The organism is Exiguobacterium flavidum, from assembly GCF_003344535.1.
Classification (GTDB): Bacteria; Bacillota; Bacilli; order Exiguobacteriales; family Exiguobacteriaceae; genus Exiguobacterium_A; species Exiguobacterium_A flavidum.
This window is the reverse complement of record NZ_QPKS01000014.1, coordinates 30,382-54,404: the sequence shown is the minus strand read 5'-3', so window position 1 is coordinate 54,404 and position 24,023 is coordinate 30,382. Positions and strand designations below refer to the sequence as shown.

At 57.5% G+C, this 24,023-nt stretch carries 24 protein-coding genes; 12 read left to right on the top strand and 12 right to left on the bottom strand.

Annotation, left to right across the window (positions count from 1 at the left end; all coding sequences use genetic code 11):
• Window positions 1-50 precede the first annotated feature (50 nt).
• The 4 genes from DFG60_RS12525 to DFG60_RS12510 form a co-directional block, all read right to left on the bottom strand.
• Entirely contained in the window at window positions 51-1,556 is a 1,506-nt protein-coding gene (locus tag DFG60_RS12525; protein ID WP_114572121.1) for a peptide MFS transporter, read from the bottom strand.
• A gap of 214 nt (window positions 1,557-1,770) precedes the next feature.
• Window positions 1,771-2,409, bottom strand: a complete 639-nt coding sequence (locus DFG60_RS12520; protein WP_114572120.1) for an NAD-dependent epimerase/dehydratase family protein — start codon at window positions 2,407-2,409, stop codon at window positions 1,771-1,773.
• Window positions 2,406-3,614, bottom strand: a complete 1,209-nt coding sequence (locus DFG60_RS12515; RefSeq protein ID WP_114572119.1) for a glutathionylspermidine synthase family protein — start codon at window positions 3,612-3,614, stop codon at window positions 2,406-2,408. The genes DFG60_RS12520 and DFG60_RS12515 overlap by 4 nt, the downstream gene beginning before the upstream one ends.
• Complete coding sequence (locus tag DFG60_RS12510) at window positions 3,611-3,952, bottom strand: hypothetical protein (RefSeq protein ID WP_114572139.1); 342 nt, start codon at window positions 3,950-3,952, stop codon at window positions 3,611-3,613. The genes DFG60_RS12515 and DFG60_RS12510 overlap by 4 nt, the downstream gene beginning before the upstream one ends.
• A 130-nt stretch (window positions 3,953-4,082) precedes the next feature.
• On the opposite strand from DFG60_RS12510, the gene DFG60_RS12505 reads away from it, so the two are divergent.
• The 4 genes from DFG60_RS12505 to DFG60_RS12495 all read left to right on the top strand — a co-directional run bounded on the left by DFG60_RS12505 (window position 4,083) and on the right by DFG60_RS12495 (window position 7,284).
• Window positions 4,083-4,526: a hypothetical protein gene (locus DFG60_RS12505; protein ID WP_114572118.1), complete on the top strand. Its 444-nt coding sequence runs from the start codon at window positions 4,083-4,085 to the stop codon at window positions 4,524-4,526.
• A gap of 78 nt (window positions 4,527-4,604) precedes the next feature.
• A complete protein-coding gene (locus DFG60_RS13755; RefSeq protein ID WP_198661598.1) occupies window positions 4,605-4,775 on the top strand; it encodes a hypothetical protein in 171 nt (56 codons plus the stop codon).
• A 37-nt stretch (window positions 4,776-4,812) separates the two neighbouring features.
• Window positions 4,813-6,369 carry an ABC-F family ATP-binding cassette domain-containing protein gene (locus DFG60_RS12500; protein WP_114572117.1) on the top strand — a complete coding sequence of 519 codons (1,557 nt, stop codon included), beginning with the start codon at window positions 4,813-4,815 and terminating at the stop codon, window positions 6,367-6,369.
• Between the two features lie 111 nt (window positions 6,370-6,480).
• Window positions 6,481-7,284 (top strand): alpha/beta hydrolase family protein, encoded by an 804-nt coding sequence (locus tag DFG60_RS12495; protein ID WP_114572116.1) that lies wholly within the window; start codon window positions 6,481-6,483, stop codon window positions 7,282-7,284.
• On the opposite strand, the gene DFG60_RS12490 is transcribed toward DFG60_RS12495, so the two are convergent.
• Genes DFG60_RS12490 through DFG60_RS12480 form a run of 3 tightly spaced genes read right to left on the bottom strand, consistent with a single transcriptional unit; the run spans window position 7,276 to window position 9,059 of the window.
• On the bottom strand, window positions 7,276-7,857 hold the full coding sequence (locus DFG60_RS12490; RefSeq protein ID WP_114572115.1) for a hypothetical protein: 582 nt from the start codon (window positions 7,855-7,857) through the stop codon (window positions 7,276-7,278). The genes DFG60_RS12495 and DFG60_RS12490 overlap by 9 nt on opposite strands.
• On the bottom strand, window positions 7,845-8,735 hold the full coding sequence (locus DFG60_RS12485; protein WP_114572114.1) for an FAD:protein FMN transferase: 891 nt from the start codon (window positions 8,733-8,735) through the stop codon (window positions 7,845-7,847). Before DFG60_RS12485 ends, DFG60_RS12490 begins: the two co-directional genes overlap by 13 nt.
• A 9-nt stretch (window positions 8,736-8,744) precedes the next feature.
• Entirely contained in the window at window positions 8,745-9,059 is a 315-nt protein-coding gene (locus tag DFG60_RS12480) for a hypothetical protein (protein WP_114572113.1), read from the bottom strand.
• 112 nt (window positions 9,060-9,171) lie between these two features.
• On the opposite strand from DFG60_RS12480, the gene DFG60_RS12475 reads away from it, so the two are divergent.
• The 3 genes from DFG60_RS12475 to DFG60_RS12465 all read left to right on the top strand — a co-directional run bounded on the left by DFG60_RS12475 (window position 9,172) and on the right by DFG60_RS12465 (window position 11,498).
• A complete protein-coding gene (locus DFG60_RS12475; protein WP_114572112.1) occupies window positions 9,172-9,849 on the top strand; it encodes a response regulator transcription factor in 678 nt (225 codons plus the stop codon).
• Window positions 9,842-11,023 (top strand): sensor histidine kinase, encoded by a 1,182-nt coding sequence (locus DFG60_RS12470; protein ID WP_114572111.1) that lies wholly within the window; start codon window positions 9,842-9,844, stop codon window positions 11,021-11,023. The genes DFG60_RS12475 and DFG60_RS12470 overlap by 8 nt, the downstream gene beginning before the upstream one ends.
• A 61-nt stretch (window positions 11,024-11,084) precedes the next feature.
• The gene (locus DFG60_RS12465; RefSeq protein ID WP_114572110.1) at window positions 11,085-11,498 is read left to right on the top strand and encodes a DUF2231 domain-containing protein; all 414 of its coding nucleotides are present in this window, start codon (window positions 11,085-11,087) and stop codon (window positions 11,496-11,498) included.
• Between the two features lie 55 nt (window positions 11,499-11,553).
• Here the strand turns inward: DFG60_RS12465 and DFG60_RS12460 are convergent, their stop codons facing one another.
• The 5 genes from DFG60_RS12460 to DFG60_RS12440 form a co-directional block, all read right to left on the bottom strand.
• Entirely contained in the window at window positions 11,554-12,786 is a 1,233-nt protein-coding gene (locus tag DFG60_RS12460; protein ID WP_114572109.1) for a DEAD/DEAH box helicase, read from the bottom strand.
• A gap of 108 nt (window positions 12,787-12,894) precedes the next feature.
• A complete protein-coding gene (locus tag DFG60_RS12455; RefSeq protein WP_114572108.1) occupies window positions 12,895-13,188 on the bottom strand; it encodes a DUF3817 domain-containing protein in 294 nt (97 codons plus the stop codon).
• Window positions 13,189-13,263: 75 nt separating this feature from the next.
• The gene (locus DFG60_RS12450) at window positions 13,264-14,220 is read right to left on the bottom strand and encodes a ring-cleaving dioxygenase (RefSeq protein WP_114572107.1); all 957 of its coding nucleotides are present in this window, start codon (window positions 14,218-14,220) and stop codon (window positions 13,264-13,266) included.
• 121 nt (window positions 14,221-14,341) lie between these two features.
• Window positions 14,342-14,542: a cold-shock protein CspD gene (cspD, locus tag DFG60_RS12445; protein ID WP_114572106.1), complete on the bottom strand. Its 201-nt coding sequence runs from the start codon at window positions 14,540-14,542 to the stop codon at window positions 14,342-14,344.
• A 271-nt stretch (window positions 14,543-14,813) separates the two neighbouring features.
• Window positions 14,814-17,195 (bottom strand): immune inhibitor A domain-containing protein, encoded by a 2,382-nt coding sequence (locus tag DFG60_RS12440; RefSeq protein ID WP_114572105.1) that lies wholly within the window; start codon window positions 17,193-17,195, stop codon window positions 14,814-14,816.
• Between the two features lie 228 nt (window positions 17,196-17,423).
• Here DFG60_RS12440 and DFG60_RS12435 point away from each other — a divergent pair, with 228 nt between their 5' ends.
• The 5 genes from DFG60_RS12435 to DFG60_RS12415 all read left to right on the top strand — a co-directional run bounded on the left by DFG60_RS12435 (window position 17,424) and on the right by DFG60_RS12415 (window position 23,998).
• Complete coding sequence (locus DFG60_RS12435; protein WP_114572104.1) at window positions 17,424-18,872, top strand: phospholipase D family protein; 1,449 nt, start codon at window positions 17,424-17,426, stop codon at window positions 18,870-18,872.
• A gap of 116 nt (window positions 18,873-18,988) precedes the next feature.
• Window positions 18,989-20,275, top strand: coding sequence for a globin-coupled sensor protein (locus DFG60_RS12430; RefSeq protein ID WP_114572103.1), 1,287 nt, complete (start codon window positions 18,989-18,991; stop codon window positions 20,273-20,275).
• Between the two features lie 69 nt (window positions 20,276-20,344).
• The gene (locus tag DFG60_RS12425; RefSeq protein ID WP_114572102.1) at window positions 20,345-21,880 is read left to right on the top strand and encodes an HD-GYP domain-containing protein; all 1,536 of its coding nucleotides are present in this window, start codon (window positions 20,345-20,347) and stop codon (window positions 21,878-21,880) included.
• Window positions 21,832-22,263 (top strand): GyrI-like domain-containing protein, encoded by a 432-nt coding sequence (locus DFG60_RS12420; RefSeq protein WP_114572101.1) that lies wholly within the window; start codon window positions 21,832-21,834, stop codon window positions 22,261-22,263. Before DFG60_RS12425 ends, DFG60_RS12420 begins: the two co-directional genes overlap by 49 nt.
• 196 nt (window positions 22,264-22,459) lie before the next feature.
• Window positions 22,460-23,998 carry a M4 family metallopeptidase gene (locus DFG60_RS12415; protein ID WP_114572100.1) on the top strand — a complete coding sequence of 513 codons (1,539 nt, stop codon included), beginning with the start codon at window positions 22,460-22,462 and terminating at the stop codon, window positions 23,996-23,998.
• Window positions 23,999-24,023: the final 25 nt, after the last annotated feature.

Sequence of the window (24,023 nt, the reverse complement as noted above, 5' to 3'; positions counted from 1 at the left end):
ACGCAAAAAATCCCGATCCTTCCTTTCCGGAAGAGATCGGGATTTGTCGTTTAGCGCACGCCGCGCATATATTTTTGCATCCGTGGCGCGATCAGGTAGAGGACGAGTCCGAAGAAGATCGCCACTGCACCGATGACACCGAAGTACATGACTTGGTTCGCATCGTTGTAGAATTTTACGATTTGGGCGTTGATCGCCTGCGCCGAGGCGTTCGTCAGGAACCAGAGGCTCATCGTCTGTGCCGAGAAGGCAGCAGGCGCGAGCTTCGTCGTCGCAGACAATCCGACCGGCGACAGGAAGAGCTCCCCGATGACGACGAGGAAGAAACTCGCGACGAGCCACATCGGGCTGACGAGCGTATCCGTACCGTACAGGAGACCCGGGAACATCATGACGATGAACGAGAGTCCTGCGAAGATCAGGCCGAACGAGAACTTGCGTGTCGTCGTCGGCTGGTGGTCGCCGAGGCGTACCCAGAAGCTCGCGAACACTGGAGCGAGCGCGATGATGAAGAGCGGGTTGACCGACTGGAAGTAAGCCGCCTTCAATTCCCATCCAAGCAGCGACAGACGCGTCTGTTCGTCAGCGAAGATCGACAGGACGTAAGCCCCCTGCTCCTGGATCGCCCAGAAGATCATCGCCGCGATGAAGAGCGGGATGTAGGCGAGAAGACGCGATTTCTCGTCTTCCGTGACCTTCGGGCTCTTGTACATGACGACGAAGTAGGCGATCGGCAAGAGGATACCGAGGATACTGACGAGGAACGTGAAGCTGTTCAACGTCAGGATACCGATCGATGCCGAGACGAATGCGAGCGCGGCCACGACGACGACTCCGATCGCGATCCGTCCGAGCACCTTCTTGCGCTCTTCCGGAAGCAGCGGGTTCGGCACGTAGGCACCGGCTTGACCGAGGTTCTTCTTCTTCGTCAGCACGAACACGAGAAGACCGAGGAACATCCCGATCGCCGCAAGACCGAATCCGAGGTGGAAGTTTCCGCCTTCAGACACCTTACCGACGATGAGCGGGGACAGGAACGCCCCCATGTTGATCCCCATGTAGAAAATACTGAATCCAGCATCGCGACGGCCATCCGTGCGGCTGTAAAGGTCACCGACGATGTTCGAGACGTTCGGCTTCAGAAGCCCTGTCCCGATGATGATGAGGCCCATCGAGATGAAGAGCGCGGTCGCTCCGCCTGGAAGGGCGAGGACGATGTGCCCGAACATGATGAGAATCCCTCCGTAGAAGACGGTCCGGGACGTCCCGAGCAGACGGTCCGCGATCCAGCCCCCAAGGATACCCGACATGTAGACGAGTGAACCGTAGACGGCCATGATCGACGCGGCTGTCGATTTCTCGAAGCCGAGCCCACCTTCTGAGACTGAGTAATACATGTAGTAGATGAGGATGGCGCGCATCCCGTAGTACGAGAACCGTTCCCAGAATTCCGTGAAGAACAATGTGAACAGGCCTTTCGGGTTTCCGAAGAAGCCCGTTTGCGGGACGGTCTCATAGACCTTTTCCCGGTCGAACGATGGCGGTTGTTTGGCCATTGTAGTAACCCCTTTCTGTCGAACGGATGCTTTTTGACAAGCACCCGCTTCCATGGAAGCACCTCAAGCGAAGCGGCCACGGAAGCTACATTACTGACTGAATTGTCTCAATTCTTTTTTTCTTGAGACAGCACTATACTATTCAACATCAAAACGTTTCATCCGTCAAATGCCCCGCCGGCTATCGAAAAAAGGACTGCCGGGCGAAAGCCGATCAGTCCTGACGCATCTCTTTTGATTCTACGATCGTCACACCCGGCGTCGCGGCAAGCGTCCGCTCGATCATCGCCCGCGCGACGTCCCGCGCCTCGATCGGCGCATAGGCACTCTTGCGGATGATCGGACGGAGTAACGTCGAGACGCGCGCCGCCGCCTGTTCGCCGAGCCGGAACTCGTCACGTTCCCCAAGCAGAAGCGATGGACGGAACAGAAGCAGTGATTCGAAACCGATCACGCGCAGCCCGTTCTCGACGTCACCCTTGACCCGGTTATAGAACGTCTTCGCGTTCGGATGAGCACCGAGCGCAGAGACGAGCGCGAAGCGTGTCGCCCCGAGTTCTTGAAGCTCACGCCCGATTTCAAGCGGATACGTGTAGTCGACTTTGCGAAATGCTTCCTGGGAACCTGCCTGCTTGATCGTCGTACCGAGCGCGCAGTAGACATGATCGACTTTCGGCAACTCGATTTCGTTCACCTCGTCGAAATTGATGACCCACTCCTCGAGCTTCGGATGGAATCGGTTGTATGGCCGGCGCACCAAGACGTGCACCTCCGAATAATTCTCATTCGCGAGCAAAAGATCGACGAGCTCCTGCCCGACGAGTCCTGTCGCCCCTAAAATTGCCGCTTTCATCCGAATTCCTCCCCCTTGATCCCGATCGGCAAGAAATACGACCGGTTGCCTGTGATTCGTTCGCCAGCACGTACGCCGATCGCGCTCGGCTTCCCACCGAGTGAAAACGAGCCGAACATGTAGGCGAGACCCTCTTTGATTGGAGTCACAGGCAACTCCACGTAACTTTGATAGACTGCCGCCTGGTCGCGGAATGATTGCTGATGCTCGGCGAGCCGGAGCGTACCGTCGGCCTCATGGATCGTCACCGTGTCACCTTCCCGACCGAAGACCGGCTTGCGCACGTACGGGCGACCGAGACGCCGAATCTCCTCCTCGTCAAGGTAGGTCGGCAGGAAATACCGGCCGATCCACTCGTGTTCCTCTTCATCGAAATATGGATGACGTGTCTCATGCAACATCCAGATCAATGCTTGTACGGATTTCGCCTGCATGAGAAAGGCAGACGGCGGATTGATGATCTCAAGCAGGCCGGTCTCGACAAGCTCGAGCAGCCCTGCACCGATGTTCTCCCCTGCCTCCCCGCGGTCGAGCAGCATGACCTCGACCGGGAACGTCTGACGGTAGAGTATGTCGATCCGTTGTCCTTCCGCGTCGTACAGCCCGTCTCCCGCCCGCAGTTCGAGCTGATCGAGCGGGCAATAGGAAGCCTGTGTGAAGGAGCGCAAGTATTCCGTCGTCAACCGGTCCTCGATGTGGTCTCCGTGAGAAGTAAAGACGACTCGTGCCTCGTGAGGCACCCGGTGCCGGCACGCCGCGATCGCCTTGTTGACACTCGCAGCGAGCAACTCCTCCTCGCCCGTGTTGACGCCGAGAAATCCGCGCTTCGCAGCGATCCTGTCATTGACGACGAACAGTTCCTTGATGAAGGTCGGCGTGTCCGCGTTCCACTCCATCAGCGCGATCCGGTCAGGCGTGACGATGAAGTCGTACCGCCCGATCACGGTCAATGGCCGCATCGTCTCAAGGCGAAGGAACGGCAACGTCTCCTCCGGATATCCGAGTTCACGAAGCGCCGCATCGTCCATGTCCCGCAGGACGGGTGCCGTCTTCTCGAATATGCGCTGGACGCGTCCGGTCGCTTCGCGAATCCGGCGGACGGTCTCCTCGGAGACCTCCATCACTTCCGTCAAAGCATATTCTTCCCCCTCGAGGATGTCCCAAAACCCCTCGATGTCTCCATACAGCGCCTCGCGACGCGTCATCCGCCGAAGAATCCTTTCGACGATCCCGTCCCGGAACCCGTACCGAACCCTTTCGTCTTCGAGTTGTAACGCATCGTCTCCTTCGAACCCGGTGTGTACCCTTTCTTCTTCATCGCGCTGTGCATGAGTGCCCGTGACGCGAAGTAGGTGCCGCCCCAGTAGAAGAAGCCGTAGTGCGGACCGCTCGCGTCGTCACAGTACCAGACTCCCTCCTCGTTATCGTATTCGTAATCGTCGCAATCCGGATCGTTCGGCTGTTCCGCCATCGTATCATCCGTACCGCAACCGCTGAGCGTCGTACCGATGAGAAGCGTCGCCGCTAATGTCGCCTGTTTCATCCAACTCACGTTGCATTCCCCTCCATTAATCGTTATATGTTCTAAGTATACGCCTTTTCGGAGAAAAAGTTTCTGTTCGAACGGCAACTTTTTCGGTACGCTCAAGTCAACAAGGAAAGGAGCGTTCACTATGTCACTTGCCTATTACGCGGAACAGGACGGCGAATTCAGACCGATCTATCAGTACACGCGCTTCGCGATCGAGGCCGACGAGATCATCGCCCATCAGCTTTGTGAGTATCATGTCATCCAAGGAGCGCAATACGCCCTCAAGTCGAATGAGATGAACGGGGAGTATGATCAACTGATCGTCGAATACATCGCGGACGACGTCCGCAAGCCGGACGAGAAGGTTTACCCGCCCCATCAGATCCATCTCGAGTTCCGGACCTATCAAGGGAAGGACGACTACCCGCTCCTGAAGACGATGACGGTGCCGGATCACGTCCAGGCGATGCGCTATCTCGTCAAGGACATGATCTCGCTCGATCAGGAGACTTACGAGCGCGACAGCTGTGAAATCGACATCGATCGCAACTGTTATGTCGTCTATCTGGGAAAGAAGGTCTCCTGAATCGAGTCCAGTCCATTTTCATTTCCCCGCTTTTTTGGCATACTAGGGATAAGAACTTACCGATCGAGGTGAACACATATGGCAGAAGAAAAAAAACTATCGCTTCAAGAAGCGATGATGGAACGTCTGAAAGCGAAGAAACAGGCGCAGACGAAACGTCCGACTGGCCTTCACGGGACACAGACGAAACAACTGACGAGCCAACAGACGAAGAAGGCGAACAACCAGAAGAAGCGGACCGGCGTATAAGCCGGTTCCTTCGATTTTTTTGATAAGGGAGAAAATCATGAGTATTTTAACCGTAACGAACTTGAGCCATGGCTTTGGCGACCGCGCGATTTTCGAGGACGTCTCGTTCCGCCTGCTCAAAGGCGAGCACATCGGTCTCGTCGGGGCGAACGGCGAAGGAAAATCGACGTTCATGAACATCATCACGTCGCAGCTCGAACCGGACGAAGGGAAGGTCGAATGGGCGAAGCACGTCCGTGTCGGTTATCTCGATCAACATGCGGTCCTCGCGCGCGGCCTGACGATTCGCGACGCGCTTAAAGGCGCATTCCAATACCTGTTCGACATCGAACAGGAGATCAACGACCTCTACGGCAAGATGGGCGAGGCGACACCGGAAGAAATCGAGCAGATGCTCGAAGAAGTCGGCGTCCTCCAGGACATCCTGTCGAACAACGACTTCTATACGATCGATGCGAAGGTCGAGGAGATCGCCCGCGGTCTCGGACTCGACGAGATCGGACTCGATCGCGACGTCCAGGACCTGAGCGGCGGACAGCGGACGAAGATCCTGCTCGCGAAGCTGTTGCTCGAGAAGCCGGACATCCTGCTGCTCGATGAGCCGACCAACTACCTCGACGTCCAGCACATCGAGTGGCTGAAACGCTATCTGCAGGAATATGAGAATGCCTTCATCCTCATCTCGCACGACATCCCGTTCCTCAACAGCGTCATCAACCTGATCTACCACATGGAGAACCAGGGACTGAATCGCTACGTCGGCGACTACGAGAACTTCCTGTCCGTCCATGAGGCGAAGAAGAAGCAGCTCGAGTCCGCCTTCAAGCGTCAGCAGCAGGAGATTTCGGAGCTGAAGGACTTCGTCGCCCGCAACAAGGCGCGCGTCTCGACGCGCAACATGGCGATGTCACGTCAGAAGAAGCTCGACAAGATGGACATCATCGAACTCGCGCAGGAACGTCCGAAGCCGGAATTCAATTTCCTGACGGCCCGTACGCCGAGCAAGCTGATGTTCGAGGCGAAGGACCTCGTCATCGGTTACGACGAGCCGCTCTCGCGTCCGCTCAACCTGACGATCGAACGCGGACAGAAGATCGCCCTCTACGGTGCGAACGGCATCGGGAAGTCGACGCTCCTGAAGAGCCTGCTCGGTGAGATTCCTGCCGTCTCAGGGACGGTCGAGCGCGGAGAGAACCTCCACATCGGCTATTTCGAACAGGAGATCAAGGAGAAGAACTCGAACACCTGCATCGAGGAGATCTGGAACACGTTCCCGTCACTCAACCAGCAGCAGGTCCGGGCGATGCTCGCGAAATGCGGCTTGATGACGAAGCACATCGAATCGAAGATCGAGGTGCTCAGCGGTGGCGAGAAGGCGAAAGTCCGTCTCTGCAAGCTGATGAACACGGAATCGAACATCCTCGTACTCGATGAGCCGACGAACCACCTTGACGTCGACGCGAAAGCGGAGCTGAAGCGCGCGCTTCAGGAATATAAAGGCACGATCCTCCTCATCTCACACGAACCTGAATTCTACGAGGGTCTCGTGACGGACAAGTGGAACTGCGAATCGTGGACGACAAAAGTATTCTAAAAAAGCGAAGGCTGCGGCCTTCGTTTTTTTGTTAACAGACTTAACGTTTGATTTCAGGAGCCACTTCCATCAAACTGGAAAGAACAGCATGTCAGCAAGGGAGAGATTCATATGGAAACGAAGACGCTTCAAGCAGACCTGACCTTACTTTCTTTGCCGAGCGGAGGGAACGAACCGCTCTTTTGCCGTCTCTATTCTCCGGCAGGGACGGGACCCTTCCCGACGATCGTCCTGTTCCACGGATTTCCCGGGAAACAGCTCAACATCGACTGGGCCGTCGACCTGCAGAAGCAGGGATACAACGTACTCGTCACGACATATCGCGGCTCCTGGGGAAGCCCCGGCGACTTCACGTTCGCTCACGCGCTCGAGGACGCTGAGGCTATCATGGACGAAGTGCTGTCGGAGGCATTCGCGGCAACGCACCATGTAGACCGCGAAGCCGTGACGATCGTCGGCCACAGCATGGGCGGCTTCGTCGGTCTCCATGCGTTCGCGGCCTTGCCGATGATCAAGTCATGCGTCGCCATCTCCCCGTTCAACTTCGGACTCGTCGGGTCATTGATCCATGATTATCCGGAGCACGAACCGACGCTGCTCGGCGTACTCGAGCGCGGTGCCGTCTTCTTGAACGGCAGTGACGCGCACGCCTTGCTCTCGGAGCTGAAGGAACATCATGAAACGTGGAATCTCCTGACGCTGAAAGAAGCGCTCGCGGCCCGCGACGTCCTGCTCGTGACGTCCGAGACGGACGAGACGAGCGTCAAGTCGCTCCATCATGATTTGCTCGTCGATGCCTCGAACTTCGAGGAGCTGGTCGTCGAGACCGACCACAACTACATCCAGAACCGCGACGCGACCTTCGCCTCGTGGACGAGCTGGTTGAACGCGAAAAAAGGCTCTTCCTCACGCTGAGGAGGAGCCTTTTGCCGAACGTTCCTGTTTTACGGCAGGCCGTTTCCGAAGCGTCATCCGGTAGAGGACGAGCCCTGCGAAAGCTAGCGTCGCAAATACATACCATAACAGGACGAGAAGGGATCCGCTGTCCGTTCCGGCCATCACGCCGTGAAGCGTCATGAGCAGCCAGGCCGGCAGGACGAGCCAATGCGTCAACTTCCAAATCCGTCGTCCGAGCGTCTGTTTCAAGAAGTCCGAGCTGATCAGGACGAACCCGAACAGGTAGAAACCGACCGTGCCGACGCCGTTCCAGAGGGCTTCGTAGGAGGCGTTCCCCGGCAACAGGATTTCGCTGACCGTCAGCGGCGCATAGTGGTCGACCGTCAAGAGCACGATATGGAGGATGACGGCAAGGAAACCGAACCAGCCGCTCTTGAGGTGGACATCATGGAGCAGCGCCCGGTGCCGCTTCAGAGCTGGGAACGATCCGAGCAAGCCGGCGAACAATGATGCCGTGAACATGAAGTGGCCGAGTAAGCCGCCTAAGCGGATCAGCATCCACGTCGAGAAGAGCCATTTCAACCATTCCATCGCATTCGTTCCCCCTTCTTCTCCAAGGTGATTTCACTGGAAGCCTCGACGACGAGCAGCTGGGCGTTCGGGAACCAGTCGAACAGCAAGTCCTGACGCTCCTCGGCCGTCAGCTGGAAGGCCACCTTCGTCATCACCTCTGCATCATACAGCTGGTTCGCGATCGCCGTCACCTGGACGACGGACGTCGTGACCGAGCGGCCCGTACGGCCGTCGAGCAGGTGATGCCGATCCTCTTGATCGGTCTTCCACGACCGGTACCGGCGATTGGATGTGGCGACCCCGCCTTGACGGAGCGTCAGTTGCGTCATCTCCTGACCGGTCTCCGGATGGATGATGTCGATCGTCCAAGGCGTGCCGTCCGACCAGACGATGACGTCCCCTCCCGCCTCGACCATCCCGCGGGCATGTTGTTTCCGCAACAGCTGAGCGGCCTGCATCGCGGCCGCGCCCTTGCCGATCCCGCCGAGGTCGATCCGGCCGCCGCCGACCCGTGTGACGTGCCGTTCCTCGATCTCGAACGGGATCGCCTGTTCCGGCGAGGGAACGGTCTGTGCGACCGCCTCGGTGAATGGAAACGACTGACTGTAGCCGTTCGCCTGCTGCTGCTCGAGCAGATATGGGGAGAACAGCCGGTCCGTCTGCTCGAGGTAGCGCGTCGCCTTGCGCAGGAGACGAGCGAGCGGCAGCGAGACGCGAAGGCTCTCTCCGATCCGAAGCCCGTTCAGCCGGCTGACCTCGCTGTCCGGTGTGAAGCGGGACCATTCGGCGTCGACATAGCGGAAAAAGGCGGATATCTTCTCCCACTCCTCCTCGCTCATTCCGTCCCGCGTCATGAAGCGGACGGTGTTATGCATGGCATACAAACGCTTTTCCATCGCGCCCACCTACTTCGAGCGCTCCGAGCGTCCTTCACCCGGTTGCGACGGGGGCGCAAAGCTTCCGCTCTCGTCATCGTCCCATCGTTCTCCTTCATCCTCATACTCATCCTCGTACTCGCTGTCCTCTCCCCAGTCTTCGTTCTCCTCATAGGAATCGTTGCCCGAGCTCCATTCGCCGTCGCTCGGCGCGTAACTGCCTTGCGCCGATTCAGTCTGTCCCTCGTTCGAGGAATCGACGCTCAACTGTCCGATCATCAAGGCGAGGAACGCGGCACCGCCCGTCCCGACGACCCAGCGTCCATAAGGTTTTTTCGCTTTCATCCCGCTCACCCCTTCTTCAGTTCATACTCTTACCTTAAGCTGAAAATCTGACAGCCGCCTGACGAATCTTATGGGATAATGAAGAAAACAAGCACGGGAAGGGATGGATGACATGCGGATTCTAGTGGCGGAGGATGATGCTCGTCTCGCGAAGATGTTACGCCTGCATCTTGAGCGCGCAGGATATCTCGTCGACGTGGCGGAGAATGGGGAGGAGGCTCTCCTCCAGTGTGAGGCGCACCATTATGCCTTGGTCGTCCTTGATTGGATGATGCCGGTCCACTCCGGGATCGAGGTCGCTTCGCGCCTGCGCAAGGACGGGTTCGAAGGCGGCATCCTCATGCTGACGGCGCGCGACACGGAGCACGACCTCATCCATGGCCTCGACAGCGGAGCCGACGACTATCTCGTCAAACCGTTCCAGGCATCAGAGCTCCTCGCCCGCCTCCGTGCCCTCAGCCGCCGTCAGAGCAAAGCGTTCGTCCCCGTGCTCGAATACAAAGGGTTGAAACTCGACGTCATGTCGCAGACGATCCATTACGAAGACACGCCGCTCGATCTGACACGGCGCGAATTCGAGCTACTCGCCGTGATGCTCCGCCGGCCGGAACAGACGATGACGCGCGAATTGCTGATCGAGGTCGTCTGGGGAATCGGGGCCGACATCACAGACAACGCGCTCGACGCGCTCGTCCGGCTCGTCCGCAAGAAACTTGCGTCGACAGGCGCCCCGCCGCTCATCAAAACGGTACGCGGTTTCGGCTACCGGCTCGGTGACGACAATGTTTGAGCCGGTCCGCAGACGCTTGACGCTCCTCTACACGGGTACCTTCCTCCTCCTGTTGCTTGCGATCCTCGGGACGCTCTACTTCTCGACCGAGCACCTGCTCAGCCGGATGGAATCGAGACAGCTCGAGAGTATCGCGGACCGTGAATTGTTCGAACGGATCGAGCACGGTGAAAACACCAGCGGAGCCGATACCATCTATTTTGAGATCAGGAATCCTGAAGGACGCATCCTCTTCTCCTCGCTCCCCGACTTCGCGGAATCCGAAGCGCTCGACCGCTTCGCACGGTCCGACGACGCTTTCACCGAACAGGAGTGGTCCGGACGAAATATCCTCCTTCATAAGAGGGAATCGGATGATCGGACGGTGTTGCTCCTAAAGAACGTCACCCCGACGAAGGAGACGCTCAATCAACTGATTCTTCTTCTCGTCGCGATCGCGATCGTCGCGACAGTCCTCCTGACCGCGATCGGCTACTTCCTCGCCGGTCGGACCGTCCGGCCGATCCAGGCCGCCTTCGAACGGCAGCGACAGTTCACTTCAGACGCTTCGCACGAACTGCGGACGCCGCTGACGATCGTCTACAGCGGCATCGAGCTGCTCGAGACGGAACCGTTGACCGAAGAAGGACGACTCGTCCTGAAAGACGTCAAATCGGAGACCGAGACGATGCAGTCGCTCATCTCGGATCTCCTCCTGATCGCAAGGGAAGGGCAGTCGACACGGATGACGCGCATCTCGCTCAGCGAATCGGTCTTGCGCGCTGCCGAGCGCTTCCGTCACGTCCTGCCGGCGGGCCATCACCTCGAGCTGTCAATCGAGCCTTCGATCCACATCATGGGCGACGATCAGCAGATCGGGCGACTCGTCCACGTCTTCCTCGAGAACGCCGTACAGTACAGTGATGGCGGTGTCATCCATATCTCTTTGACGGACGAGGAGGGACCATCTTTGCGCGTGACCGACACTGGCATCGGCATCGATGAGAAGGACACCCCTCGCCTGTTCGACCGGTTCTATCGCGGCGACCACGCGCGGCACGGAAGCGGGAGCGGCCTCGGTCTCGCCATCGCGAAGACGATCGCGAACAACCACGGGGCGACGATCGGCGTCGAATCCGTACACGGACAAGGGACGACCTTCACCGTCCGTTTCCCTGACGCGCCTGTCAGCTGATTGTCAGAAAAAGCGGGTATCTTCATAGTAGATTCTTATCCAGATCAAGGGAGGACTCACCATGTTGAACGGAGTACCGCTCCACCCGCTGCTCGTCCATGCGCCGATCGGCCTTTTGCTCTTCGCCACCGTCCTGATTTTGTTCAGCCTCAAATGGGTCCAGGCCCGCCTGTTCGCGCTCGCGACAATCGCTGCAGGATTGCTCAGCGGCGTCGCCGCCTACCTGAGCGGTGACGGCGCGGAGGAATTCGCTGAGGCGAACTTGAACGCGAGTGAGATGCTGATCGAGGACCATGAGCATTTCGCCCTGTTCAGCCTCGTCAGTTTCGGCGTCGCCTTCGTCCTGCTTCTGCTCGGATACCGGGCGAAAGGGAAGCTGTTCGTCGTGCTCTCCTTGATCGCCGCACTGATCGGCAGCGGACTCCTCGCCTATACCGGGCATCTCGGCGGCCAGATCGTCTACGGCAATTTCTGAGCACGACAATAAGGGAGTGAGGTCGATTGACCTCACTCCCTTTGTTTTGCTCACGTCATCTCCGGCGTGAATTGTTCGTCCGCCGGTTCGAGGAACGGCGCGTGTTGCCGCGCCCTTCGGCTGGCTTGCTCGACCCTTTGCTCTGGTCGTGCTGGCTTGCGATCATCTCTTCCGACAGTTCGACCGTGATCGGCGTCACGTCGATGCCGAGTGTCCGTTCGATGTCACGGAAGGCGCGTTCGTCGCGCGGCGTGACGAGTGTGATCGCCATGCCGTCGTTCCCGGCCCGGCCTGTCCGACCGATCCGGTGGACGTAGCTCTCGGCGTCATCCGGCAAATCATAGTTGAAGACGTGCGTCACACCTGTGACGTCGAGTCCGCGCGAAGCGACGTCCGTCGCGATCAGGAACGGTGTCTTCCCTTGATAGAACTTCGCCATCGCCTTCTCGCGCTTCGCCTGCGTCAAGCCGCCGTGCAGTTCGTCCGTCGGGTAGCCCTGCATCTGCAGCTCTTCGTTCAGCTTGCTTGCGCGGCGCTGTGTCCGGCAGAAGATGATCGCAGCGTATGGGCGCATCTCATCAAGCATCGCTCGGAGCGTCACCTGCTTGCGCCGGTCCGTCGTCATGATGACGTGCTGATCGATCGTGTCGACCGTCACCTTCTCCGCCTCGACGCTGACTTCCGCAGCGTTCTTCAGATATGTCTTCGCGAGCTTCTCGACCTTGTCCGGCATCGTCGCCGACAACATGACGAGCTGACGGTCGCGCGGCGTCGCAGCGATGATGTCCTCGACCTCCGGCAGGAAGCCGATATGGAGCATCTGGTCCGCCTCGTCGAGGACGAGCGTCTTCAGTTCGCGGAGATCGAGCGTGCCCCGGTCGATATGGTCAAGGATACGCCCAGGCGTCCCGATGACGATCTGCGGCATCCGGTCGAGCTTGTTGATCTGTTTGACGACGTCCTGTCCGCCGTAGACGGCGAGCGCACGGATGTCCTCGAGGTTGCGGATCAGCTTATGCGTCTCGTCCGCGATCTGGCGAGCGAGCTCACGCGTCGGTGCGACGATCAGCGCCTGGACCGATTTCTGCTCGAGGTCGATTCGCTCGAGGATCGGCAACAGGAACGCGAGCGTCTTGCCCGTTCCCGTCTGTGCCTTTCCGAGCAGGTCTCGTCCAGTCAGCAGGTGCGGGATCGCTTGCGCCTGGATCGGTGTCGGTGTCTTGATTCCTTGTTTTTGCAGTTTTTTTATCCACAGTTCTTGAATATGAAGTGTTTCGAATGTTGACATGGTGCCCTCCTAAAATTAATCCACAGAAAAAAGCTGTGGATAACCTGCTTCGCATTGACCAAAACAGTTATCCACAGCCGTGCTGTATCCAGTATACACAATTTTTGCTTACGCTGCTTCCTCTTTCAGTTTCCGGTCGAGGACGAACGTCCCGAACGGAATGAACGACGCAAGGAAGGCGATGCCCGTCTTGAGAATCGACCAGCGATACTTGAACTTGACGACGACGAGCCAAAGCCCATACATGACGAACAATACTCCGTGAGCAGCACCGACGACAGCGACCGCCTGCGGCATATCCATCATATACTTGAGCGGCATCGCGATGAACAACAGAACCAAAAATGAAATCCCTTCTAAAATCGCGATCATGCGGAACTGACCTAATACGTTGCGTAACATCCCGTCACCCTTTCAAACGTTGCTGACCCCATTATACAGGGTGTGACGGAAGAACGGGTGCATGTCACAGGATTGTCAGATTTCGAGCGGACGCAGGCGTGCCTCGATCTCAGCCCGTTTCGGCTCGAGGAAGGGAGGAAGGGCTAGCTTCTCGCCTAACGTCTCGACCGATTCGTCCGTCGCGAATCCCGGCGTGTCGGTCGACAGCTCGAACAGGATCCGGTTCGGCTCACGGAAGTAGAGCGCCTGGAAGTAGTGCCGGTCGATCTTGCCGGAGTTCGGCAGGCGAACTTGCGAGAGACGCTCGTACCACTCGTCATACTCTGCTGAATCCGGTACGCGGAACGCGACGTGGTGGACGCTGCCGCGTCCCGGACGCTCCGGTGCGAGATCCGGCCGTGCCTCGAGATGGACCTCGGCTCCGACGCCGCCCTCGCCCGTCGCATAGACGTCGATCGCATGGCCTTCGTCCGTGTAGCTGCCGATTTTCCGGAAGCCCATGACGTGCGTCAACACGAGCGCGGTCGGCTCCGGGTCCTGGACCGTCAGCGTGACTGCCCCGAGCCCGACGATCGCGTGCTCCGCCGGAATCTCGTCATGTTTCCACGGGACGCCGCCTGCGACTCCCGCTTCCCCGTCCTCTGCCGCGAGGATGAGGCGTGTCCCCTCCTGATCACGGAAGGCGAGCGTGTTGCGCCCGGCGCGTTTCTTGATTTCGTCATGGTCGACGCCGAGCTTCTCGAACCGCGCCTTCCAGAACCGAAGAGACTCCGTCGTCTTGACGCGCAGCGACGTCGACGAGATGCTTGATGATCCAGGAACCGCCGTCCCGAGGTGCGGGATGTCGAAGAAAGTCAAGTCCGTCCCTGGATTACCTTCCGCGTCCCCATAGAACAGATGATACGACGTCGTGTCGTCCTGGTTGACCGTCCGTTTGATCAGGCGCATCCCCATCGTCTGTGTATAGAATTGATAATTGCGCTCCGCCATCCCCGTCAAGATCGAAACATGATGAATGCCTAGCAGTTCCATATGATCCACTCCTTTTGATTTGGTTGTTGTTTCCAGTATAGCGAATGATTATCTTGAATTCAAGATAATTGACCGGAAAAGAAAACCGCCCGTCGCGAGACGGGCGGTTGAAGAGTCGAAATTAGAGTTTTACAACGTTAGCAGCTTGCGCGCCGCGGTTGCCTTCAGTGATTTCGAATTCAACTTCTTGACCTTCTTCGAGAGTCTTGAAGCCTTCACCAGTGATTGCTGAGAAATGTACGAATACGTCTTCTCCGCCTTCAACTTCGATGAAACCGAAACCTTTTTCTGCGTTAAACCATTTTACTTTACCTGTGTTCATGGGAACAACCTCCAAAAATAAATTAGCTAATACATACGATACATACGCCTCGCATATGAAAGCAATCCATTATTGTCCCGAATCCCATGATCGACGAAAAGTGTTCGCAAAAATGTGAATCAGTGAAGACAATAACCGTATTGAGCTGACTTCAGTATAGGTGCAACAAGCCGTTAAGTCAAGTTGTCTTACCAATTCATTTTCCATCTTTTTTCCAAAACTATATCGAAATATAAAAAAACGGAGCGGAAAATCCCGCCCCGTCCATTCATCATTTGTGGATCCAGACCGCTCCAGCAGAGTTGTCCTTCGCTTCGCCGATGACTTGGACTTTGAGTCCGTGTTTCGGCAGAAGTTTACCCGCGTCAGGAATCAGGCTGTTGATGTACGAGTTCGCGTCGTCGAACGTCGTCACGCCTGCAAGGCCTTTGTAGTCATAGATTCCGCGTGATGGTGAGTTGATGTACCAAGCTGGTGCCTTGTCGTAGCTGAAGGCAGCGTCAGCGATTTGGTACCGTGTGCTTTGGTTCGTCGTCGGCTGTCCGTTTAGCGTTCCGACGATTGCCCCTGCGTGCGCATCGACGACACCGAGGAATCCTTCGCCCGGGTGTACACCGACCCAGTTGTCCGTGAAGCTTTCATCGCCGTACCATACGACCATACCTGTGTTGTATTTCACGCCTCGTGCGTACTGGAGCGCGACATCCGATCCAGCGTAGTTGCGCCATTCGAGGTAGTAGTAGTGTTTCTTGAAGTCGAATCCGTTCGAGACTTCGAAGCCGTCAAGCGCAAGCTTCGCTTCGCCTTCCGCGCCGTCCTCGAAGACGACTTTTCCGTCGACCGTCAGTTTCGCTTCGTCGAGAGCGAATCCGTCGAGGGCGAGACCGCCATCCGTCACGTACTCGAACTCGAGCGTGACTTTTTTGCCTGCGAACTGGCTGAGGTCATATGATTTGTCGACCCAAGCGCCTTTCGTCGACTCTGCACGAGCGTCTCCGTCCGTATCGTCGTCGCCGATCGTATCAAGAAGCGTCTTCTTTCCATCGACGATCGCGTTGACATACAAGTAGTCATATTCGAACTCGACATCGTAGAGCGTCTTGAAGTCGAACGATGCACTCGTCGCATTCGTCAAATCGAATTCAGGCGTCGTGAGTGCCGTATGAAGGTCGTCGCCTTTCGTGCTGTAGTAATACTTTTCACCGAACGCCGGCTGGATTCCTTTGACAGGTTTGTCCGGCAGGTTGACCTTGATGATCCCAGGGTTCGCCGACTTCGTGACGCTCTGGTCGAGGATCGCAGCGATGCCGTTGTTGTCGAGCGCGCTGTAATCGATCTCCGTCATGTTCGCCCAGTTGCCGCCCATCGTCTTTTGGAAGAATTCCTTGTTTTGCGGCGAGAAGCTCGTCGGCTCCGTACCCGCTACGCGACCGTTCCAGCTTCCGCCGGACATGATCGACCACGAAGCGACCGGTTCGCCTTGTCCCGTGTACTGCGTGTCATACTCATCCGGCAGACCAAGGTCATGGCCGAACTCGTGCGCGAAGACGCCGACTGCGCCGTCTTCAGGCTGAACCGTGTAGTCGTAAGCTGCCATCTTTCCGCCCCAGTAGCCGACTTTCGCAGTCGTGTTCGCTACAGGATAGACGCCGTTGAGTACCCAGCGGTGTGACCAGATTGCGTCGTCTCCGAGCGTTCCGCCGCCAGCTTCCTGTCCAGTACCGGCATGGATGATCATCAAGTGATCGACGAGACCGTCCGGCTCGTTCTGATTGCCGTCACCGTCGAGGTCATAAAGGTCGAACTCATCGTATTCCGCGAGATCGATTCCCGAAGCGACCGCTGCGTTGAGCGCGTCCTTGACGAGGCCGCGCGGACCTTTCGTTCCAGGATTGTTATCGTTTCCGCCGGCAGGGTTGTCACTGCCGTAGTCCTTCGCTGTGCCCGGAACCGACAGCCAGTTCGAGACCGTCCCGTCGACCGTATAGCTGCCGCCAGACTGTTCTTCGTAGTACTGCTTGAACGTCTTGACCTTGTCTCCGCTGAACAGTTCGAACTCCTCGTCGCCGAACATCAGCTTCTCGTAGTGCTCCTTGCTGAAGTTGTCGGCGTACATGTAGCCTTCTTCCTGAACGACGTTGTTATGCTTGAAGTCACTGTATTCCGTCAAGAGAACGAGTACCTTGTCGCTGCGGACGCCACCATTGTATGTAGCTGGCTTCGCCGGGTCGACTTTGACCGCGCCGTTCGGTTTTCCTTTCTTGAAGTTCTTGTGCCCTTTATCGAGCTGCTTCGCGAGCTTGTCCTTCTGCTTCGTCAGGAAGGCCTTTGTCTTTGCGTCGAACTCCTGTTCCTTCTCCGAGTGTTTGCCGTGTGCGGCCGGTTTGCCGTTCGCCTTCTGCTCGAGGTATTGCTGGACGGCTTTTTGCACTTCCTTCGCCGAAGCCGCCTTCGAGATGACGCCGCGCTTCTGGAGCGCCTTACCGAGCCGTTCCTGATCGACTGTGTTCAAATCCATCGGTGCGCCTGATACCGTCGCGCTTGCTGCTTCCACTTGGTTTACCTTCCCACCTGGTAAGACCGGAGTGAATGCGAATGCACTTGCCGTGATGCCTGACAGGACGACGAGTCCTAATTTTTGCTTTTTGCCCACGTGATGTACCCCCTATGTTGGATGAGTGATTATTCAGAATATTCAAATCATAATCCATAATACTTAACAAAGCAAACATTTTATGATAAATAAGGACTTTTTTCCTATACCTATTTTTGGTCCTGTTTCCATTTTTTATTATTGGGTTACCCGCCCCCGCTATCCAACCCGATGCCCCGTCCCCTATACTGTACTTAGAACGATGATTAAGAAAGGAGCAATGCGGATATGGCAAGACGACGCTGGTACCGCAGGAAGGAATGGCTCATCCCGATCCTGCTGTTGCTTTTCTTCGCTTCATTCGGTGTCTACAACCGCGTAAAACCGTTGCCTGAAGGCACGTCCTATCAGGGAGAATGGCGGCAAATCGCTAGCAATGACGTCAAGTTCCTCGAGGATTCGACCTACTCGGTCGATGGCCAATCCCGGAGCGATCAGATGATCTTCGACGAACTTTTCGACACGATCGGGAAGGCGGAAGAGTTTCTCGTCCTCGACCTGTTCCTCGTCAACGGTTATCACAAGGAGGACCGCCTCTATCCGAAGCTGAGCAGCCAATTGACGGAGGCCATCAAGCAGCAGATGGAGCGACATCCCGATTTGAAGGTCGTGTTCATCAGCGACATCGTCAACACGACTTACGGCTCGCACGAGGCGGAGGCGCTCGCTCCGCTCGAGAAGCTCGGGGCAGAGGTCGTCTTTACCGACCTCGATCGTTTGCGCGATCCGAACGTCCTCTACTCGAGCGTCTGGCGTCCGCTCTTCTCCTGGACGGGAAACTCGACGGACGGCTGGATCCCGAATCCGATGGGCACGAACGCACCTGACGTCACTATCCGCTCCTACGCGCGGCTCCTCAACGTCAAGGCGAACCACCGGAAGGTCGTCATCACGGAGGACACCTCGCTCGTCCTGTCGGCGAACCCGCATGACGCGAGCGCCTATCATTCGAACATCGGATTCCGCGTAGACGGCAAGATCCAGGAGGACCTGCTCGAGTCGGAACGCGCCGTCTTCGCTTTCTCAGGCGGAGACGCGGAGCGTTTCCCGCGCTTCGAGACGAAAGAAGACGTCGAAAATCCGATCGGGGAAGCCCGAGTCGTCACCGAGCAGCAAATCCAGGACGCCGTCGTCGGAGCGATCGACGATGCAACGACGGGCGACATCGTCTGGGTCGGCATGTTCTATCTCGCGGACCGTGACATCATCGACGCGCTCGAGGACGCGGCAGAGCGCGGCGTGACGGTGCGCCTGATCCTCGATCCGAACCGGAATGCCTTCGGCCAGGAGAAAATCGGTCTGCCGAACCTTCCGGTAGCTGCCGAACTGTATGAGACGCGCTCAGAGCACCTCTCGATCCGCTGGTATCAGACAGGGACCGAGCAGTATCATTCGAAGCTCCTCTATATCGAAGGGGCGGATACGAGCCGGATCATCGGCGGCAGCGCGAACTACACGTCGCGCAACCTTGACGACTACAACATGGAGACGAACCTCGACTTCCGCGTCGATGCCTCCTCTCCTTTCGCGCAGTCGGTCGATCGCTACTTCAAGAAGCTTTGGACGAACGACGGAGCCGTATACACGGCAGACTATGAGAAGTTCCAGGAAGACATCCCGCTCTTCAAGCTGACGCTCTATGCCATCCAGAAGCTGTTCCAGGTCACTACCTATTGACTCCGGTCTCCGCATCCGTGCGGAGATTTTTTTTACGCTGAACCTATCGAACCTCAGCATTCCACCCGATAAACAAGATAGTACGAATTCGAGTTAACTCAATTGGAGGAATCGCCATGTTTTTCAAACGTAAGCCAACAGAATCGGCAGAACGCCCTGCCATCAAGACACGTCTTGATTTGACAGGAAGCGAGAAGGAACAAGCGGACATGATCGACCTGACAGAGGAGGACCTCGCACACCTCGTCGCCATCTGGCCAGATATCGCTGGCCACATGCCTCAGGCAGCCGAGGCCTTCTACGCCGCCATCTCGAAATCACGTGAGACGGCTCAGATCATCCGTCAGCACGGGGATACGAAATCGCTCACACAGACGCTCGCACGCCATGTCGAGACGATGTTCTCCGGGACGATCGATTCGAACTATGTCGCGGGCAGACAAAGGGTCGCGATGAGTCACGTCCGCATCGGACTCCCGTCGCACCTTTATCTCGCCGGATTCCAGGCACTCGAGGCCGTCCTTCGTGACGCCGTCTTCAACGTCCAGTCAGGCGTGTCCCTTCAGCAAACGCTGACGGCCCTGCGGAAGGTGATGAACTTCGAGGCACAACTCGTCCTCGACCGTTACGCACAGGTGATGGATGCGCAACGCGCCGAGGCGGAATTGACGGTCCGCCGCGCCGTCCAGCAGCAGATCGGAAAGAACACCAATGATCTCGCCGCCTTCTCGCAAGAGACGCTCGCCCGCTTCGAGGAATTGGCTTCGACGGTCCGGACGTTCAAGAACGATTCTGTCGAACTCGTCTCCGAGTCCGAGACGATGCTCAGCCAGGCGACGAAGAGCAGCAGTGCGACACAGGCCGAGATGCAGAAGCTCGCCGAGACGGTCGAGCGCGTCTCGAGTCTTCTGACTCAGACGGAAGAACTCAGCCAGGTCATCAACGAGATCACGGACGTGACGACGATCGTCAAGGGCATTGCCGATCAGACGAACATGCTGTCGTTGAACGCCTCGATCGAAGCGGCTCGTGCCGGTGAAGCAGGACGCGGTTTCGCGGTCGTCGCGACCGAGGTCAAGGTGCTCGCGGATGAGACTAAACGATCGACCGACCGTGTAGACGACCTCGTCCAGCGCATCCAGACTTCCCAGCAGGCGGTCCGGCGTGAGCTCGACACGGTCAGCGGTCGGATCAACGAGACGGCTCAGTCGATGCGTGACTTGACGTCGCAGCTCGACGCGATCGTCCAGTTCGCCGAGGTCACGAAGTCGAAGTCCGCCCTGTCAGCAAAACGGACGGATGCGATCGATCAGACGGTCCATCAGTTGACGCATTCGACCGAACGACTGTCGACGAGCACACTTCACCTGAACGAAGCCGCAGCCTCGCTCGACCAAATCTGACTTTGTGTGCCCCTTCATTCGAAGGGGCGCTTTTCATCCACCATCCTCAGAGAGCAAGGAAGTGATCTCATGCCGGTCTTCCAACTCGTGGAACGCCAACTCATCAACAACTACATACTCGGTTCCCTCTTCGCCGTGTTCGGCGTCGGATCGCTGTTCATCTTCGAGACGCTCGATCTGTCGCTTCGCGAGACGCTCGTCCTGCTTGCGATCATGGGCGTCTCCGGGATGCTCATGCTGACACTCGAATATTCCGTCTACCGGCGCCACATCCGCCCGGTCGCGCGTGCTTGCGCGTCGGAGGCACCGGACTTCCGGATGATCGAAGCGGCCTACCGTACCGTTCACCGCTTCCCGTTCCTGACGATCAAGCGGATACTCGGTCCGCATCTGTTCGGACTGTCGGTCCCGGCGTCACTCCTGTCCTTCTTCGCGATACGCGCCGGTCTCCTCGACCTGCCCTATCGTCTGATCGGGTTCGCCTGCTTCGGCGCCGTGTTGATCGCGATCCTCCATGCGCTGATCGAGTTCTTCCTGACGTACCGGGTGACCGGTCCGCTGCTCGCCCACCTGAACGACCAGGCTGTCGTCCTTCACGGTAGACAGCCCGCGCTGAACGAGGACGACATGATCAGCCTGCGTCAAAAGATGTTGATCAGCACGCTGATCATCGGTGTCTTCCCGATCTTCCTGTTCAGCCTCGCCTCTGGCATCCAATTGTCGGAAAACGAAGGCATCCGCTCGTACTGGAGCTGGGCAGCACTCATCCTCGTCGTCATCCTCGGTGTCGCGACGTTCTGCAGCCTTCTTCTGTATGAGAACATCAAGAAGCCGATCAGCGCTCTGCAGACGAGCGTCGAGAACATCGAGGCCGGCCGGATCGAACTGATGGACAACCCCTATTCGGACGAGTTCTTTCATCTCGTCAAAGGCTTCAACCACATGGTCGACAGCATCAAAGGACGCGATGCCGAGAACGCACAGCTGCTCGACGCGCTGTTCACCCTGTTCGCGGCGACGCTCGACGCACGTGACCCGTATACGGCCGGGCACTCCCAGCGCGTGGCGGAGTACACGGTCCGGATTGCCCGTGCGGCCGGCATTGCTTCAGGCGAGCTCGACCTGATTCGCAAATCCGCGCTGCTCCACGACATCGGAAAAATCGGGATACGCGACGACGTCCTGCTCAAGGAAGGGCGTCTGACCGACGTCGAGTTCGACCGGATCAAGGAGCATCCCGTGATCGGGGTGCACATCCTCGAGCAGATCGAGCTGCCGGAAACGTTACAAGGAATCATTCCCGGGGTAAAGTATCACCACGAAAGATATGACGGAAAAGGGTATCCGGAAGGTCTCGCCGGCGAATCGATCCCGCTCTTCGGACGGATCATGGCGATCGCCGACGCCTACGACGCGATGACGTCTGACCGTCCTTACCGCAAGGGGATGCCCGCCGAAAAGGCACTCTCGATCCTCGAGGCAGGAAAAGGGACGCAATGGGATCCCTATTATCTGCAGATATTCCTTGAACTCATGAAGCCGAAGGAGGAACCGAAGTGGAACCTGAAATCGTCGAACGGGAAAGTTTCAACACCATCGGGCTGACGTTGACTTGTGAGGAGAATGAGCTTCATTTCCTCATGCCGGAGCTGTGGCGGGAATTCTCGCGCCGTTCAGGAGAAATCCCTGCGCTCCCCGAGGCGCGTCCGATGGACATCGCCCTCAGCAGACGGGGGACGACCTATACCCAGTGCGTCGGACTGCCTGTCGCTTCGCTCGATTCCGTCCCGAAAGGAATGAAGGGACATGAAGTTCCAGAGGGACGTTATCTCTTCGTCAAGCACGCCGGTCCCGAGACAGACATCTGGAAGACGTTCGCAAACATGCAGCAGTTTGCCGAACGCGAAGGGCTAGCACTCGATCCGGTCGACTTCAAGATCGACGAGACGCACGACGATGGACATCATCTCTATCAAAGATTGTCATGAACTGTGATCCCTGCTCAGCCGCTAAGCTGAGCAGGGATTTATTTCGTTCCCGGGCGCATGCTTCGCAACAAAAACAATTTACTTCCAGTACTTTGTCCCTAATTATCAGAATTTTCTAAATAAGTCGATTGACTCATGTTCACTACCCGCCTCCTTTGGCATAGTTAGACTCAACCCAATCAAGGAGGCGATTTATTTGAAAAAGTTCTTGGCAACATCGCTCGTCGCAAGCGTGCTCGTCGTTCCATCGCTCGTCGGTGCAGAAGAGGTCAAAAGCGGCAAGCTGACTCCTGCTTCTAACGAGCCGGCAGCCACGGTCGTCAAAGGATACGTCAAACAAAAAGGTGAGTTTTCGGTCAAGGGAATCGAGAAGGATGGTACATCCAGCATCGTTCGCCTCCAACAACATGTAGACGGTGTGCCTGTGTTCGGCAGCGTCGTCATCGGACACGTCGCGAAGGACGGGAGCTTGAAGGCTGTCGTCGACGATGCAGTGGACGTCAAAGGTAAGCCGGGTCTCGCAAAGAAGCCGACACTCTCCGAGAAGAAGGCGATCGAGCTGTACAAGGCGGAGATCAAGGAGACAGAATTCGAGGTGGCGCCTCGCGCAGAGCTCGTCATCTTCCCTGACGGAGACGACGCGGTCTACGCTTATCAGGTGACATCGACGGCACACGGCGAGACACCGTCGCGCTGGGTAGCATTCATCGATGCGAACTCAGGCAAGGTCCTCAACAAGTTCGACCAGCTCAACCATGCGAAGCCGGTCACGACGATCGCAGGCACGACATATGTCGGATCCGGGACGGACGTCCTCGGACGCAGCGTGACGTTCAACACGACGAAGAGCAGCTCGAACGGCTACTACTACCTGCAGGATTCGACGCGCGGAAAAGGTGTCTTCACGTATGACGCGAAGAACCGGACGACTCTGCCGGGCTCGCTCTGGGCAGATGCGGACAATGCGCTCAACGCTACGTATGACCGCGCAGCGGTCAGTGCGCACGTCAATGCTTCGAAGACGTACGACTTCTATAAGAACACATACGGACGGAACAGTTACGACAACGCAGGCGCGGCACTCCACTCGACGGTCCATTACAGCACGCGCTACAACAACGCGTTCTGGGACGGCACGCAGATGGTCTACGGTGACGGTGACGGCACGCAATTCACGTACCTCTCCGGCGGACTTGACGTCGTCGCTCACGAGTTGACGCATGCAGTCACGGAATACACGGCTGGCCTCGTCTATCAGAACGAGTCAGGCGCGATCAACGAAGCGGTCTCAGACATCCTCGGTACGGTCGCTGAGTACTCGGTCGGCTCGAACTTCGACTGGCTCGTAGGGGAAGACATCTACACACCTGGCACGAGCGGCGACGGTCTGCGTTCGATGTCGGATCCGGCAGCTTACGGCGATCCGGACCACTACTCGAAACGCTACACAGGAACGCAGGATAACGGCGGTGTCCACATCAACTCCGGTATCGTCAACAAAGCCGCTTACCTCCTCGGTAACGGCGGCACGCATTACAGCGTGAGCGTCACTGGAATCGGAGTACCGAAACTCGGTGCGATCTACTACCGTGCGCTCAACGTCTACCTGACACCGAACTCAAACTTCAGCTCGCTCCGTGCGGCGGTCGTCCAGTCGGCGAAGGACCTCTATGGCTCGACGAGCGCGGAAGCGACAGCGGCAGCTAAGTCGTTCGACGCGGTCGGCGTATACTAAGCAGAATTCTCTCCCAAGAGCAGAC

What these genes read in the sequence shown, in the direction of transcription:
- DFG60_RS12525 (WP_114572121.1), bottom strand. Translation starts at nt 1,556, where the DNA reads ATGGCCAAACAACCGCCATCGTTCGACCGGGAAAAGGTCTATGAGACC.
- DFG60_RS12520 (WP_114572120.1), bottom strand. Translation starts at nt 2,409, where the DNA reads ATGAAAGCGGCAATTTTAGGGGCGACAGGACTCGTCGGGCAGGAGCTC.
- DFG60_RS12515 (WP_114572119.1), bottom strand. Translation starts at nt 3,614, where the DNA reads ATGACGCGTCGCGAGGCGCTGTATGGAGACATCGAGGGGTTTTGGGAC.
- DFG60_RS12510 (WP_114572139.1), bottom strand. Translation starts at nt 3,952, where the DNA reads ATGAAACAGGCGACATTAGCGGCGACGCTTCTCATCGGTACGACGCTC.
- DFG60_RS12505 (WP_114572118.1), top strand. Translation starts at nt 4,083, where the DNA reads ATGTCACTTGCCTATTACGCGGAACAGGACGGCGAATTCAGACCGATC.
- DFG60_RS13755 (WP_198661598.1), top strand. Translation starts at nt 4,605, where the DNA reads ATGGCAGAAGAAAAAAAACTATCGCTTCAAGAAGCGATGATGGAACGT.
- DFG60_RS12500 (WP_114572117.1), top strand. Translation starts at nt 4,813, where the DNA reads ATGAGTATTTTAACCGTAACGAACTTGAGCCATGGCTTTGGCGACCGC.
- DFG60_RS12495 (WP_114572116.1), top strand. Translation starts at nt 6,481, where the DNA reads ATGGAAACGAAGACGCTTCAAGCAGACCTGACCTTACTTTCTTTGCCG.
- DFG60_RS12490 (WP_114572115.1), bottom strand. Translation starts at nt 7,857, where the DNA reads ATGGAATGGTTGAAATGGCTCTTCTCGACGTGGATGCTGATCCGCTTA.
- DFG60_RS12485 (WP_114572114.1), bottom strand. Translation starts at nt 8,735, where the DNA reads ATGGAAAAGCGTTTGTATGCCATGCATAACACCGTCCGCTTCATGACG.
- DFG60_RS12480 (WP_114572113.1), bottom strand. Translation starts at nt 9,059, where the DNA reads ATGAAAGCGAAAAAACCTTATGGACGCTGGGTCGTCGGGACGGGCGGT.
- DFG60_RS12475 (WP_114572112.1), top strand. Translation starts at nt 9,172, where the DNA reads ATGCGGATTCTAGTGGCGGAGGATGATGCTCGTCTCGCGAAGATGTTA.
- DFG60_RS12470 (WP_114572111.1), top strand. Translation starts at nt 9,842, where the DNA reads ATGTTTGAGCCGGTCCGCAGACGCTTGACGCTCCTCTACACGGGTACC.
- DFG60_RS12465 (WP_114572110.1), top strand. Translation starts at nt 11,085, where the DNA reads ATGTTGAACGGAGTACCGCTCCACCCGCTGCTCGTCCATGCGCCGATC.
- DFG60_RS12460 (WP_114572109.1), bottom strand. Translation starts at nt 12,786, where the DNA reads ATGTCAACATTCGAAACACTTCATATTCAAGAACTGTGGATAAAAAAA.
- DFG60_RS12455 (WP_114572108.1), bottom strand. Translation starts at nt 13,188, where the DNA reads ATGTTACGCAACGTATTAGGTCAGTTCCGCATGATCGCGATTTTAGAA.
- DFG60_RS12450 (WP_114572107.1), bottom strand. Translation starts at nt 14,220, where the DNA reads ATGGAACTGCTAGGCATTCATCATGTTTCGATCTTGACGGGGATGGCG.
- cspD (WP_114572106.1), bottom strand. Translation starts at nt 14,542, where the DNA reads ATGAACACAGGTAAAGTAAAATGGTTTAACGCAGAAAAAGGTTTCGGT.
- DFG60_RS12435 (WP_114572104.1), top strand. Translation starts at nt 17,424, where the DNA reads ATGGCAAGACGACGCTGGTACCGCAGGAAGGAATGGCTCATCCCGATC.
- DFG60_RS12430 (WP_114572103.1), top strand. Translation starts at nt 18,989, where the DNA reads ATGTTTTTCAAACGTAAGCCAACAGAATCGGCAGAACGCCCTGCCATC.
- DFG60_RS12425 (WP_114572102.1), top strand. Translation starts at nt 20,345, where the DNA reads ATGCCGGTCTTCCAACTCGTGGAACGCCAACTCATCAACAACTACATA.